The following is a 14,969-nucleotide window of genomic DNA, read 5'->3' as shown; positions in this document are numbered from 1 at the left end:
TTAGATTTGAGTTAAGTCGATCAGCTTGATTGAAATTTCGTTTAAAACTACATGTTTTAATTGAGCAAATAGTGGTTTTTAGGAATCTTCGTAATCTCTCATCCAATTTTTTTGAATGAATAATGACCATTTCTGATTTTACGCTGCATATGCACATTTTTGAACGGAAATTACTTCTAAAATGAATTAAACACTGCTCCTCTTTGCTGGTCTAATTTTTATCTTTATGTGCAGTTTTCGCGTGTAATTAAACCAATAATCTGAACGAATGAAGAAAACTTTGTGGACTTTATCATTTCTACTGGCCGTATTGATTGGTGTAGCACAAAACAAACCCAATATTCTATGGATTACCATTGAAGATTCGTCTCCTCAGTTTTTTGGGTGTTACGGAAATAAGAATGCGCGAACACCGGTGATTGATAAACTGGCCGAAGAGGGCGTTCGCTTTTCCAATGCATTTTCTACCGGAACGGTTTGCTCTCCAAGCCGGAATACAATTATCACAGGGGTAAGAACATTTAAAATGGGCACCGGAAATCACCGGAGCAATTACCCCATCCCCGAATATATCAAGGGATTTCCTTTTTACATGCAGCAGCAGGGATATTATGTTACCAACAATGCAAAAACCGACTATAACGTAGCCAATGCCAAAGCCTTTACACAGGAAGCATGGAACGAAAGTTCGGGGAAGGCCGGCTGGTGGAATCGCCAACCCGGGCAGCCGTTTTTTGCTGTTTTCAATTTTGAAGATTCGCATCAATCGCGCACCATGACCATGCCTTATGAGTGGTACCTCAAAAATGTTTGGGAGAAGTTGACGGAAGAAGAGCGCATTGCGGAGGACGATTTCCGGATGCCGCCCATTTACCGCGAAAGCCCGGAAATGCGGAAACATTTTGCACGTGTTTACAATTCCATTTCATTGACCGATAAACGGATCGGCGAATTGCTCGACCGGCTTAGTGCCGATAACCTGCGCGACAGTACCATCATCTTTTTTTATGCCGATCATGGAGAGGGCGAGCCCCGCGGGAAAACCAACGGGATCGATTACGGCTATCGCGTGCCTTTTGTTATCTGGTTCCCCGAAATGTACAGGCATTTATCGCCCTGGGGGACTGCTGGTGCTGTAAGCGACGAACTGATCGATTTTGAAGACCTGGCTTCAACACTGGTAAGCCTGGCCGGGGCGGAATTGCCGGAGCATTTAAAAGGCCGGGTTTTAATGGGAGAGAAGCGCTCGGAGCCTGCCGGTCATTTGATTTTATCGGCCGACCGCTCGGATAACGGGATAGATATGGTACGCAGCATAACCGATGGCAGGTACATGTATTCGCGCAATTACCTGCCGTTTATTCCGCAGGGAAGATACATCCGTTACATGTACATTTCTGAAATAGTACAGCAAATGCGAAGTGATTACAGTGCTGACCGGCTGGATTCGTTACAAAAAAGTTATTTTGAGGAACGGCCTCACGAGTACCTGTTCGATATTGAAAATGATTTGTGGGAAACTAAAAATCTGGCAAATGATCCTGAATACAAGTCAGTGCTTGAAAAAATGAGACAGCAGCTGGATGACGAAGTTCTGAAAGCCCGGGATGTGATGTTTTTGCCCGAGTATGAAATTGGCCTGATTTCGGAAAGCGAAACTCCTTACGAATTCAGGCTGGATGCGCAGAAATATCCGTTTGAGGAAATATCTGTGGCGGCATCTCTTTCCGGAAAAAGAGGAAAAGATATAGCGGAGGAACAAGTAAAGTTACTTCAAAGTAAAAACGATGTTGTCAGATATTGGGCCGTAATGGGATTGAGGAGCCAGCCCCGGGAAGTGCTGGATAATTTCCGGGAGCCGATAACTGAAAGCATGAATGATGCATATCCTTTGGTTTCGTTGACTTCTGCAGCCATTGCTTTTCAGTTTTGGGGAAATCAAAAGGCAGCCGATATTCTTATCAAAAATTGTGAGTCGGAGAACATGGATATTGCCTTGCTGGCTATCAACTTTTTGATGTACACTGACAACAAGGCTCCCTTTGTTGAAACAATTAAAAAGGTACACGAAATGCCGGAAAGAAACTACCATGTAAAAGCTGGTTGCATGGATTTTCTGGGCAGTTTAAACCTGGTTCCCAATAATTTTGAATACAGAGATTAAACGAATAAACCAATCATTATGAGATCAAAAATATTGTTACTACTGCTTACCTTTTGTTTATCGGATATCAGCCTTTGGGCACAGGAACAGAAGCCAAATTTTATCATTATTTTGGCTGACGACCTGGGTTTTGCTGATTTAAGCCTGAACGGAAGCAAGCAAATTCCCACGCCGCATATCGACCGCCTGGCGGAAAACGGTATAAACTTTACCAACGGTTATGTTTCAGGCCCGGTTTGCAGTCCGTCGCGGGCGGGTTTGCTCACCGGAAGAAACCAGGTTACTTTTGGGCACGACAATAACCTGAGTTCCGTGCAGCCCGGTTTCGATGAAGAGTACAACGGTCTTCCATTAACCGAAACCACGATTGCCACCCGCTTGAAAAAGCTTGGTTACGCAACCGGTTTAATCGGGAAATGGCATTTGGGCGAATTGCCAAAATTTCATCCGCTTCAGCGTGGATTCGACGAAATGTGGGGTTACACAGGCGGTGGACACGATTATTTTTCATCAAAACCGGATGGAAAAGGCTACCAGTGTCCGATTGAATGTAATTATAAAACGCCTCAGCCGATCACTTATATTACCGATGATAAGGGGGATGAATGTGTTGATTTTATTCGGCGGCATAAAGAGGAGCCATTCTTTTTGTATGCTTCGTTTAATGCGCCGCATGCACCCATGCAGGCTATGGAGGCCGATCTGGAGTTGTTTCAACACATTGCTGACAAAAAGCGCCGGACCTATTGCGCCATGGTTCACCGGCTTGATGTAAATGTTGGCCGGATAATGCAGACCCTGGAAGAGAACGGACTTGCCGAAAATACACTGGTGGTTTTTCTGAGTGACAATGGCGGCCCCTGCGATTCGAACGGGTCCATCAATGCTCCCTTCAACGGGCAAAAGGGGATTTTACTGGAAGGTGGAATTCATGTCCCTTTTGTAATGAGTTGGAAAGGTAAACTGCCCGCAGGGTTAAGCTATGAAAATCCGGTTATTTCGCTCGATTTGGCGGCTACTTTTTTTGAGCTGGCAGGTGGAGAGAAAACCCCGTATGTGAAATTCGACGGAGTCAATCTTGTACCTTTTCTGCTGAATGAAAACGCCGGGGAGCCGCATGAATTTTTCAACTGGCGGTTTACGATTAGCGCCGCTATCCGGCAGGGAAACTGGAAGCTGGTGCGTTTGCCCGATCGTTTGCCCATGTTGTTCGACCTGTCGAAAGATATCTCGGAACAAAACAATGTGGCTTTGGATCATCTCGACATCACCAGAACCTTGCTGAAAAAACTGGGCGACTGGGATGTGTCGCTTCCTCATCCCGTATTTTTGGAAGGTCCCCAGTGGCGCGTCAGGCAATTGCACCTGTACGATGAGAAGTATCAGTTGTCGCAACCGGAATAAGGTTTTGGTTTTTACGTGCCATTCAAATCAATATTTAAGCTGAAATAGCAGGATAATAGATGATTGTTTAATATTTTAGCATGCTACAAATAAAAAGACCATGTCTGCGCAGTTGGAGACTTTCTAAAACCAGAAAGCCTGTCCGCCGGCTGAAGAACCGTTAAAAACAAACAATTCTAAATCATATGAAAAAGATCACATTATTTTTTCTTGCATCCATTGTCATCGAACTGGTTTTCAGTGGATGTGCAGGGAATTCAGGGAAAGTTGCAACTGAAGAAGCTGCAACCGCCAAACCGAACATTGTTGTTATTTACCTCGACGATTTGGGCTACGGCGATGTGGGGGCTTACGGGGCTACCAAAATTCAAACACCCAATATGGACCGTCTGGCAACCGAAGGGGTACTTTTTACCGACGGACATGCGTCGTCTTCTACATGCACGCCTAGTCGTTATGCTCTGCTTACGGGTGTTTACCCCTGGCGAAACAAGGATGCCAAAATTTTGCCCGGAACAGCTCCGCTTATTATCGATACTGCGCAGCAAACCGTTCCTAAAATGCTGAAAGAGCAGGGATATTACACGGGCGTTGTGGGGAAATGGCACCTTGGTTTGGGTAGTGGGCATGTGGACTGGAACCAGCACGTTTCGCCCGGGCCAAACGAAATCGGTTTTGATTATTCCTACATTATGGCAGCCACGCAAGACCGGGTACCAACGGTTTATCTTGAAAATGGCCTGGTGGAAGGACTTGATCCGAATGATCCGATTGAGGTGAGTTACAGCCAAAATTTTGAAGGAGAACCAACCGGAAAAGACAATCCTGAGTTGTTGACGATGAGATGGGAGCATGGGCATAACAACTCAATCGTGAATGGCGTGCCCCGGATCGGTTTTATGAAAGGTGGCGAAAAGGCCAAATGGAGCGATGTGGATATGGCGGATCATTTTCTGGCCAAGGCACAAGACTATGTAAAACAACATAAAAACGAGCCTTTCTTTCTGTATTACGCCTTGCAGCAGCCGCATGTTCCGCGTACACCGCACCCAAGGTTTGTGGGTAAAACCGATCTCGGTCCGCGCGGCGATGTTATTGTGGAAGCCGACTGGTGTATTGGTGAGTTCATAAAAACACTCGAAGAAGAAGGAATTCTGGAAAATACATTGATCGTATTTTCGAGCGACAACGGGCCTGTACTAAACGATGGTTATTACGACGATGCCGTTGAGCGAAATGGGGATCATACTCCCGCTGGGCCACTCAGAGGAGGAAAATACAGTTTGTTTGAAGCCGGAACACGTGTTCCCTTTATCACTTATTGGAAAGGAAAAATTCAACCAGGAACATCGGATGCCCTGGTTTGCCAGATGGACTTGCTGGCATCGTTGGCGAGGTTGGCCGGAACCCGCGTTGATAACACCGACAGCGAAGAATTGCTGGATGTGCTGATGGGAACCAGTAAAGAAGGGCGCAGTTCGCTGGTTTTGGAAGCGTCAACACGCACAGCCTATCGGGCAGGCAACTGGTTGATGATCCCTCCTTACAACGGTCCGGCAGTTGCCAGCAATGTAAATATTGAGTTGGGAAATTCACCTGAATTTCAATTGTACAATTTAAGCGATGACCTGGGGCAACAGAATAATCAGGCAACAGAAAATCCTGAGAAATTGCAGGAGATGTTGGAGGATTACAAAGCAATCATCGGTGCATCCAATCCGAAAGTGGAGGCGCTGGAATTAAAATAGCCAATTTCCAAAAGCAGGATATTTCCATATTTTAAAATGGAAATATCCTGCTTTTTTTGTTGTTTTATTCGCGATCTCTCCAAATCACGCAAACACTCTTCTTGCTACATTCTTACACCTCTTTTGTCAATTCGCCGGCGCCGGTATGCATGGCGTTCAGTTTTATCACTTCAGAAGCGATTTGTTTTGATTCAGAAATGTTTCCCAGGCCTTTCTCTGCCAGTGCTACCAGGTATTTGTTTTCCCAACAGCTGCGTTTTTGCAGGTCGTCATCAAAAACCAGCAGCAGCGGCAAAGAGGTAGCAAAATAGTCGATCTTTACTTCTTCTTTCAGTTTTTGTTCGGCGTATAATTTCAGCTTTTTCAGCAACTCAGAGGCTTCGTTTTCCCGGCCCAGTTCTCTTAGCGAAAGGGCGCTGTAATAGGTTAGCTCCGAGAAAGCACTTACTTCCATATTAATAAAATCGCCTTCTTCGCTGGCACTTGCCCCGAAGTGTTTGGTAGCAAGCTCGTGGTTGCCCAACGTTTTGTAGGCTTTCCCCAGCCAGTAGTTTATATGGGCTACGGCTTGTAAGGGGTGGTATTTTTCACCGAGGTTGTCAGGGGTGTTGATGGCGCGCTGAAACCAGTCAAGCGCCTGTTCTGCCTGATTGCTTTGAAGGGCTTCCTGGCCCAAGGCCAAGCAGCTGTGCGTGTATTGTTTCAGCACCTGTCCTTCGCCGCCTTCCCAAGGGTGAAAGTTGTGACTTTCAAGAAGCAGAAGCGCTTTTTTGTGTTGTCCGTTAAAATTGTACAAGGCAGCCAGTTCCACGCTGAAATCGTCGCGGGAAGTTATTTTTTCTCGGAGTGGTTCCAAGTCTGCCAAACGTACCACCGGATCATCGTTTCGTTTTTTTCGGAGCTGGTCGTATTCGTATTGGATGCGCATGTCTTCGGGCGAAAGCTCAATGGCTTTCCGGTACCAGTGCGCAGCTTTTTCGCCTTCGGAAGAATAATTCCAGCAGGCAATACCTAGGTTGCGGTACAGGGTAGCATAGCAACAGTCGTTGTTGGCAGCTTTTTCCCAGGTTTCAATGGCATCGGCATGGCGTTTCAGGTTGTAGTAATAATTTCCTAAACCATAAGCAGCAAGCGGATTATTTCCCGTTTTTTCCAGCGCCCATTCCAAAACCAGTTGTTCGTTTATTCTGGATGGAAAGAAATAATCGTACGAAAGGTTTTCTGTCTTGTTTAATAGTTCGGTTGACTTTGAATGTTCTCCGGCTTTTCCGTATAGCCAGGCCAGCATAAAATACGTGGACGGCGATACATTCATCGGGGTGGGAACGGCGTATTCAGTTACTTTGTTTTGATGATGCCATTCTATCAGACTGATGGCGTCTTTATAAAAACCTACATCCGCATAGTCAAAAGCAAGATCAATGATCACTTGTGCATCGTTACCGCCCGAGCTCAGAAAAGAATGGAAGTTTCCTGTCAATATCGATTGCTCGTAGTTGGCCCACTGGTCAAGCGCATCTTTTTTTCTGAGTTCACCGAGCGTTTCGGCAGCTTCCTGTTGTTGCCCGGCTTTTCTTTGTAAAATGGCTTTTAAAACCAGTGCCTTGTTGTTTTGCCGGTTGGTATCGAGCGAGGCTTCGATGTGTTCCTGCGCTGTATCAAAGTCCGATTTCCGGCAATCCAGCAATGCCAGCTGGTAGTATGCCGCCGAGCGCCATTCATAATTCCATGTCGATTTATAGAAAAGCGCGTAAGCTTCCTCCGTTTTTTCCTGTTTCAGACAGGCAAGCCCGCAGTAATAATGTGCTTCGCCTGTTGCCGGATTTGGATGATAGCGGGTGATGATTTTTATGGCATTTTTGAGATGATCCTCTGCGTCTGCAAACCTCCCTATTTTGTAGGTCGAGCGCCCCAACGCAATGTGCGACCGGTAGCTGTCCGGATCGCATTGGATCGCTTCCCGGTGGTAGGTTTCCGCTTTCCGGGTAGGATGACGGTACAGTTCAAGGTGTTCTCCAATAAGCTCCAGCTCGTTGGCGCTGGTAATTTCATTGGCCTGTTTGGGTTCAAAAGCCAGGTTGCGGGTTCTGCCAGCACTTGTTTCCCGGTGATGGTACGAAATCAGTTCCTGTCGTTCGGAGGTTTCTACGCTCAGCGAAAGCATGTTTTCCTGTCCGGCTGTTATTGAAATATCCGGGCCTTTCCATGTTTTTTCGGGAGATATTTCGATGTGTTCAAAAATGGTTGTTTGATCCCCGGTTTTTAACACTACGCGCAGGTTTTTGTGACGCTTGCTGGCGGCTACTCCAAAGTCGAGTTTGTTGCCTTGCCGGATTTGCAAACGTATCGCCATCTCTTTATTCGCATTCTGAACCGGCCCCAGGTTTTTGTAGCTCCACCAGAATTGCGAGAATGTTTTGGTTTCGTAGGGCAGGAGGTAGGTGAAATCGGGTTGATTGTCGGTGTAAACGCCCGCCATCAGTTCGAAATACGGCCCGTCTTCATCGGTCAGTTCGCGGTCCCAGGCTTTGCCAAATGCCTCGTTTCCCCAGGTCCACTGCTTTTTGCCGGGAGCAATGTGCCGGTTGGCCACATGTACAAAACCACCGTCGGCTTTAAAATCGTAACCTCCGAAAAAATCATAACGCGTATCGCAAACCATGTAGCTGGTTGGCACCGGAATATCCTGGTAACGACGCAAATCGTTTTTTCCGGGGCGCCGGTGGTAAGGAACTCCGTAATAATCGTTTTCTGCCAGCGGGAAACTGCTCATCGCACGAACAGCGTGGTCGGCCACATAATTTACATCGGGCGGGAAAAAACTTTGGTAATCTTCGTGCACCCGAACAGCCACATTTGCCCACCAAAGAAAAGTGTGGGTCACGGGTGTCGGGTTGTACAATCTTCCGCGCAGCTCAATTAATGAACTGTCGGGACGCAGCCGTATGCCGTGCATGCCTTTCAGACGGTTCATGGGGTCGTATTCCGACATCCATACGGTGCGTGCCCCGTCCGCTTCTTCTTCGATATGTACCGCAGTTGGCAGGTAGGTTCCCGGACGGTGGTGCTGGGGCCAGTTAAACTCAACGCCGCCGCTAATCCAGGGGCCCGCAAGCCCTACCAAAGCCGGTTTTATCACGTGTTGTTTGTAGAAGAAATCGTAGTTGTTGTTGGCTTTGTCCTGTGCTTCAAAAATACGTCCGCCGATTTCGGGCAACATTACGAGGCGCACAAAATCGTTTTCAAGCCTTACCGAATCGTATTTTTTATCCGTTTTATGATCGAATACTTTGTCGATAAACGGAGCCGGGTATACTTTGCCTGAAGATCCCTGGTAAACCCTTTTTTCAAAAAACATTGGGTTAATTTCAGGTTTCCCCAAACCATATGTCGGGACTATTATTTCCTCTCTTTTACAAATTACTTGGTTGATCATTCTCTGAAAAAACTAGTTGAACATTTTTTGTATTTCTTCGGGGGCCAGTTCGCTGACCGGTGCAAATTTTTCGCTGCTCATGTACTTCATCAGACTGTATTTTAGCTGACGGGCTTCCGGCCGGTTTTCCAGATCGGAAGTTAAATCGATGCCCGAAATCAGCAGTTTGCCTTTGCCCACACGGGCTTCAAAAAGTAAGGCGAGTTGCCGATTGGTCACCCAGTCGTCGATAACCCTGACGATGGGTTGTAGTGGTTGTGAAAAAGCTTCATGCATGATTGCATTTGAATGGCTCATGGCATCCCACCACTGCCAGTTGGAGTGGTATTCGGTGGGGAATTGCTCCAGCGCCGGATGCTCAGGATCGCACAAAATTCCCAAGGTGTGCGGTTTTTGACCTCCTGTCCAGGCAGTATTCCAAAAAATACTGGAAAAGCCAATGCCAATATCTCCTCCGTAGGCCGCGTTTATACTGCCTTTTAAGGTAGTAAGAAGTACATCTTCGCCATTCTTTAGGGCATCGATGGTTCTCTCATCGAGCGTATTAACCACCCTGATATTTTTTGAAACCGGAGGCGCCTGCGCCGGATAAACCCAGCAATCCCAACTATTGGCAAAATCTCCGATATTCACTTCGAGCGTGACTTTTCTCGGACGGTTTTCTGGCTGAAATTCATAAACAATTTCTCCCAGTTGAAGGCCGTTGCCAATGGAAATATCCTGCTGTCCCAGTGTCCCTTCGGCAATTGTTTTATCGCCTTCCGTAAGTTTCCATGCCGGGTTGGCTGAGATGGGATTTTCGCCAAAATGAGCCACTTCGATCGCGGCAGTCAGGCTTTCGCCTTCGTTAAAAACTCGTTTCGGAAGCCTTGCCAGGGGCACGGTGGTATTGCAAAAACGCCTGTACTCTTCGGGCGAAATATAGCCTTTTTCTTCCCAGAACGGATCGAGAACGCCCACCAGCGCAGTTCCCTGTCCGGGGAAATCGTGTAAGTCGAGTAACTGAAATCCAGCAAAACCCGGTGTTCTCAGGGCTGCTTCAATATCGGCTTTGTAGCAAAGAGCCTGTAATTTTCCGGAAGCCAGTAAAAAGCTGTCGGCCAGTTCTTCCATGTGATGGGCTTTCAGGCTTTCGCGAAACACTTCAAAGTTTTTGGCTTTTAGTACGCCTGTATATTTTTCAATTTCCCGGAAGTTGGGATACACACACCATTGCCCGATTTCGTGGCTGACAACCGGAATTCCGTCAGCCGGAAGTTTGCTGGTCCAGTCGTAATCGGTTCGGGGAGGCTGTGCATTAATAATGCTGTTGAGCTGTTCGCCCCATCCCTGGATACGCGGAGCAGGTAAATTGTGGTACTGGTTCACCGAAAGTGCCGGCCAGCCTGCCGCACTGGTATACACACGCCGCTGATCGTTTTCTTTCCAGTAGTTCACAAATTTGGTGAGGTATTCCCGGTATTTCGGGCCGCCGGGCTCGTTGCCGTAAGTCATCATTACAAACGAAGGATGGTTGCCATAGGCTTTTACAATGCGCTTGCTCTCGTCCCGGATATACTGATCTACAGGAAAGCCACTTCCCAGTTGGGTACTTTGGTTGGCCCACGACGAACACTCTACCTGTAGATAAACACCCATTTCGTCGGCTGTTTCGAATGCGGCTTTGGGCGGGCACCACGAATGAAAACGTACGTGGTTGAGCCCGTGCGCTTTTACGGCCGTGAATATTTTTTTCCAGTAAGCGGTTTCAGTTGGCGGGTAGCCGGTCAGTGGGAAAATAGCACATTCCAATGTTCCGCGCAGAAAAACCGGCCTGCCGTTAATCGTAAAGTGCGATCCGTTGGGTGTGAAATCGCGAAATCCGAAATCAACACTGGCATTGTCGGTTTCTTTGCCCGATTTCAGATGGAGATTAAGCTGATACACATTGGAACTGAATTCGTCCCAAAGCAAGGGTTCTTCGTCTTGAGAATAATTCATTTCCAGGCTGTTTTCTCCCGGGGTAAGTTCAAAACTCCACGTTTCTTTAGCGCTGTTTTCGTTTGTACCTTTTAATGACGTAAGGGCCGAGAACGTTACGGGCAACGTTTTGTCAAAAGAATTGAAAACCGAGGCGCTGATTCTGACGGTTTTACTTTTTGCATCGGGAAAAACCGCTACATTTTCGAAATAAATTTTTCCGGTAGCTTGCAGCGAGATATCGCCAACAATGCCGTTCCAGTTAGATTGGGTGTGGTCGCTTATGCTGTGCGAGTTTTCTCCCACATCTACATCTTTTATCCGGTTGTCGATGCAAATGGTCAGGGTGTTTTCTCCGGATTTTAAGAACGGCGAAACGGAATAAACATGAGGAGTGGCCAGGCTGTTTTGTGTGCCTGCAAATTCGCCGTTTATCCACACCCGGGATTCCCAGTGCGGACGCTCCAGGCAGAGTGTTATGTTTTTCTCCTTCCAGTTGTCAGGTACAACCACCTTTTTCTGATACCAGGCGGCGCCTGTATATTTTTTCTCGGGTTGCAGCCAAAAGGGGAAACGAATGTTTTGTGTGTCGATGTAAGGGGCGTAATTCGGATCGTTGTACCACTGTGGATTCTGGATGCCACCGGTCCAGTGGGTGTCCAGTGTAATGTCATCTCCTTTTCCGTTTTCGGCCATCGAGCCCGAAAGTTGTATGCTTTCCTGAAATGCCGAGTTGAACCATTTCTCGTTGATCCCGCAGTCATCAGGATCGGTTTGAAACTGCCATTCTCCCGAAAGGTCGATGGTGGAAGCGGAACGTTGCGAACAGCCGGTAAAGCTGGCCAAAATGATAAGGGTATAAAAAAATAATGTTCTCATTTTCCCAGTTTCTTATTGATTTTCAGAAGGAGTGATTCGTGCGATCCAACCACCGCCTGAACTCATTTGAATGGTAAGCGGGGCACCTGCTGTTATCGTTTTTCGGATCAGTTGGTAATCTTCTGCGCGGGTATTGGCATTTAGTCCATCCTGAACAGCTTCGAGCAGGTATTTTCCGGGCGCCAGAAAGTCAGTATTGATGGTAAGTGTTCGCTCGTCCCAATTGGTGATGGCCCCGATGTACCAGTCGTTGCCGGAACGTCTTGCCAGTACAGTGTAGTTGGCTATCTTGCCATCGAGCAGCCTGGTTTCGTCCCATTCCACCGGAATTTGCGACAGAAACTGCGTGCATTCTTTTTCCCGGTAGTAGTCTGACGGTGAATCGGGCAACATGGTCATGGGGCTGCTGAGTATCACAAATAAGGCCATGGAATGTGCCCTTGTCCCTTGTCCCATCGGGTAATCACCGAGGGCTTTGAAGTTGTTTTTGGTTGAATTCCGCATGGTTGCGGGAATGTAATCCATGGGACCAGTAAACATTCGGAGGTACGGCAGAATGTTGTGGTGTTCGGGTGAATCCTGTGTTGTCCAGCCGTTGTTCTCAAACTCGATCAGCCCTTCGCGGGTGAGCACATTCGGATATTTCCGGCGTAATCCACAGGGTTTATAGGCTCCGTGAAAATCGACCACCATTTTTTTCTCTGCCGCTTTTTGGGCAACTGCTTCGTAAAATTCCACCATTTCCTGGTCGTCGCGGTTCATAAAATCCATTTTTATTCCGCGTATTCCCCAACTTTCAAACAGGTCGAAAGCTTCGTTCCATTGCTTTTCGAGGGTTTTCCAAATCACCCACAGCATAACGTCAACACCCTTTGAGCGGGCATATTCGGTTACTTCGGCCATATCCAGTCCGGGCACCGGCGCCAGTAAATTATCCTGCGGGCTCCAGCCATCGTCAAAAAGAAAATACCTGAAACCGTGTTCGGCACAGAAATCAATAAAATATTTGGCCGTTTCGGTATTAATTCCCGCCTTAAAGTCAACTCCGTAGATATTGTTTTTTGCCCACCAGTCGAACATTACAACGCCGGGTTTTATCCACGATGTATCCTGAAGCGCATTGGGCGACGAAAGCAGGTAAACCATGTTGTTGTCGATCAGGTCGGCTTCATGACCGGCCACGGCAAAAATACGCCAGGGGTAGCTTCTGTTTCCGGCTACTTTCCCGATGTAATCAAAAGTTTCGGTAATTTGTCCGTGCACATACACACTGCCGGTAGTCCGGTAACTTTTCGGATAAGGAGGATGCGTGCTGTTTAGCTGTGCGCGGCCTGTACCTTTTAGCCACAAACCCGGATAATTGTACAGATCGGCTTCGGTTACCAACACAAAGGTTCCGCTTTGCTTTTCGGCCAGTAACGGCAAGTGGCACAGTTGTTCGTTTTCGATTTCTGAAACAGCGCGGTGTTCGTAAGGGGTTTCGTACGAGGAGTTAAACGAGCCGGACGCCTGAAAGCGGATCGAGTCTTTTTCATCTAAAACAAGCGACAGGTTTTCGCGGTAAACGATCAAGCTGTCTTTTGTGAAAGTGAAAAAACGATAGGCGAGCCCTTCGTTAAACAAGCGGAAAGTGATCCCGCTTTTGTTTTTGAACCTAAATTCCAGTTCGTTGAATGTGTTCTGAATAGAGGCAGCTTTTTCGCGGATAAAGGGTTGGACGGTTTCATCAACCGATCTGTGGTTAGTTTTCAGGCCTTTTAATTCCGGGGTGCTAAGCAGGTTCTTATCGGTTTCCAGCGAAAGATTATTGAGCGTAAATACATTGCTTCCGTCTTTGCTTAGAAGCACGGAGATACTTTCTGCGACGTTAATTTTGGCTTGTAGCTTTCCGTTGGGCGATTGCAAAAGATACTCTTTGGCAAAAGCGGAGGAAATGAGGAATACACAGGTGATAAGCAAAACTGTTTTTTTCATGCCGGCTTTTATTTTAGGATGTTTTTTTCAATTTCTTCGAGGCTTTTCCCTTTGGTTTCGGGGAGTTTTTTCAGGATGAACAGGAATCCGGCAACGCTGATACCGGCATAAAGCCAGAAGGTTCCCGAAGCATGCAGCGCCTTGTTCAGGATGGGGAAGGTGTAGGTGAGAATAAAAGAGGCTATCCACAGCGAAGTGGTGGCAATGGCCATGGCGGCTCCGCGCACGCGGTTTGGGAAAATTTCGGAGAGTACTACCCAGGTAACCGGTGCCAAAGTAAGGGCATAAACGGCGATAGCTAAAACCACGAGGACTAAAATCAGCAGGCCCTGTAGTTGCCAGAAATAACTGCCTCCCAGAAAGAGGTAGATCAGCGCCAGCCCCGACGATCCCAGCAGCATCAGTTTTCGGCGGCCCCAGCTGTCGATCATTCGCATGGCCACCAGTGTAAATACAAGGTTCACAGAACCGGTGATGACAATGTTCAGCAGCATGTCGGAAACCGAATACCCGGCTGAGGTAAATACTTCTTCAGCATAATTAAAAATGACGTTGATGCCGCACCATTGCTGAAAAACGGCTAGCACGATACCGATCAGTAAAATGGGCCTTATCTTTTTTGCCTTCAGTGCTTTCCAATCGATTTTATGAGAGGCATCTTTCAGGCTTTCAGCAATATCTTTCTCAACGGTTTGGGCATATTCGGTACCTCCAATTTTTTCAAGGATCTTCTGAGAAGCTTCATTTCTGCCTGATTTGGCCAGGAAACGCGGGCTTTCAGGAATTAAAAAAGCGAGAATAAAAAAGGCCGCAGCGGGCACGGTTTCTGCCCAGAACATCCAGCGCCAGCCCGTTTGTCCGTTCCACGACCGGGCAATAAATTCGTCGCTGGCACCGGTCGGCACCTTTTGGGCGATGAGGTAATTGATGATTTGGGCGGCCAGAATCCCGATTACGATGGTGAGTTGGTTGACTGCCACCAGCCGGCCACGCATGGGAGCGGGCGAAATTTCAGCAATGTACATGGGCGAGATGGCGGAGGCAATGCCGATTCCCAAACCTCCCAGCACGCGGAAAACAATAAAGGGCGCAAAGTGGTTAACGGCACCTGTTCCAAGGGCTGAAACGGTGAACAGCAGGGCGGCAAAAATAAGCGGCAGCTTACGCCCGAAACGGTCGGAAAGCCAGCCGGATAAGGAGGCGCCAAGCAGACAACCGATCAGTGCGCTGCTCATGGCCCAGCCTTGCAGGTTTGCCGATTGCGTGATGTCGAAAAAGCGTTCGTAAAAGGGTTTGGCGCCGCCAATTACCACCCAGTCGTACCCAAACAGCAGGCCGCCCATGGCTGATACCAGGGTAATGCCGAGGATAAATTTTTTATTGAATCGGTGATCGTTTCTCATTG

At 47.6% G+C, this 14,969-nt stretch carries 7 protein-coding genes; 3 read left to right on the top strand and 4 right to left on the bottom strand.

The genetic code is table 11. The features are described from left to right. Window positions 1–268 precede the first annotated feature (268 nt). The 3 genes from INQ51_RS09835 to INQ51_RS09825 all read left to right on the top strand — a co-directional run bounded on the left by INQ51_RS09835 (window position 269) and on the right by INQ51_RS09825 (window position 5,316). Complete coding sequence (locus INQ51_RS09835; RefSeq protein ID WP_233377800.1) at window positions 269–2,164, top strand: sulfatase; 1,896 nt, start codon at window positions 269–271, stop codon at window positions 2,162–2,164. 18 nt (window positions 2,165–2,182) lie between these two features. After that, on the top strand, window positions 2,183–3,568 hold the full coding sequence (locus tag INQ51_RS09830; RefSeq protein WP_233377799.1) for a sulfatase: 1,386 nt from the start codon (window positions 2,183–2,185) through the stop codon (window positions 3,566–3,568). Window positions 3,569–3,753: 185 nt separating this feature from the next. Further along, complete coding sequence (locus INQ51_RS09825) at window positions 3,754–5,316, top strand: sulfatase family protein (protein WP_233377798.1); 1,563 nt, start codon at window positions 3,754–3,756, stop codon at window positions 5,314–5,316. Window positions 5,317–5,428: 112 nt separating this feature from the next. Here the strand turns inward: INQ51_RS09825 and INQ51_RS09820 are convergent, their stop codons facing one another. The 4 genes from INQ51_RS09820 to INQ51_RS09805 form a co-directional block, all read right to left on the bottom strand. Next, window positions 5,429–8,674, bottom strand: a complete 3,246-nt coding sequence (locus INQ51_RS09820) for a DUF5107 domain-containing protein (protein ID WP_233377797.1) — start codon at window positions 8,672–8,674, stop codon at window positions 5,429–5,431. A 90-nt stretch (window positions 8,675–8,764) separates the two neighbouring features. Further along, window positions 8,765–11,590, bottom strand: a complete 2,826-nt coding sequence (locus INQ51_RS09815; protein WP_233377796.1) for a sugar-binding domain-containing protein — start codon at window positions 11,588–11,590, stop codon at window positions 8,765–8,767. A 12-nt stretch (window positions 11,591–11,602) separates the two neighbouring features. Next, complete coding sequence (locus tag INQ51_RS09810; protein ID WP_233377795.1) at window positions 11,603–13,564, bottom strand: glycoside hydrolase family 97 protein; 1,962 nt, start codon at window positions 13,562–13,564, stop codon at window positions 11,603–11,605. A gap of 8 nt (window positions 13,565–13,572) precedes the next feature. After that, window positions 13,573–14,967, bottom strand: coding sequence for a sugar porter family MFS transporter (locus tag INQ51_RS09805; protein ID WP_233377794.1), 1,395 nt, complete (start codon window positions 14,965–14,967; stop codon window positions 13,573–13,575). Between the last annotated feature and the right edge of the window lie 2 nt (window positions 14,968–14,969).

Origin of the sequence: Maribellus sp. CM-23 (assembly GCF_021354595.1) — a bacterium.
GTDB lineage: Bacteria > Bacteroidota > Bacteroidia > Bacteroidales > Prolixibacteraceae > Draconibacterium.
Note: the sequence above shows the minus strand (reverse complement) of the source record. Positions and strands in the feature narration are given on the sequence as shown.

What these genes read in the sequence shown, in the direction of transcription:
- INQ51_RS09820 (WP_233377797.1), bottom strand. Translation starts at nt 8,674, where the DNA reads ATGTTTTTTGAAAAAAGGGTTTACCAGGGATCTTCAGGCAAAGTATAC.
- INQ51_RS09815 (WP_233377796.1), bottom strand. Translation starts at nt 11,590, where the DNA reads ATGAGAACATTATTTTTTTATACCCTTATCATTTTGGCCAGCTTTACC.
- INQ51_RS09810 (WP_233377795.1), bottom strand. Translation starts at nt 13,564, where the DNA reads ATGAAAAAAACAGTTTTGCTTATCACCTGTGTATTCCTCATTTCCTCC.
- INQ51_RS09825 (WP_233377798.1), top strand. Translation starts at nt 3,754, where the DNA reads ATGAAAAAGATCACATTATTTTTTCTTGCATCCATTGTCATCGAACTG.
- INQ51_RS09830 (WP_233377799.1), top strand. Translation starts at nt 2,183, where the DNA reads ATGAGATCAAAAATATTGTTACTACTGCTTACCTTTTGTTTATCGGAT.
- INQ51_RS09805 (WP_233377794.1), bottom strand. Translation starts at nt 14,967, where the DNA reads ATGAGAAACGATCACCGATTCAATAAAAAATTTATCCTCGGCATTACC.
- INQ51_RS09835 (WP_233377800.1), top strand. Translation starts at nt 269, where the DNA reads ATGAAGAAAACTTTGTGGACTTTATCATTTCTACTGGCCGTATTGATT.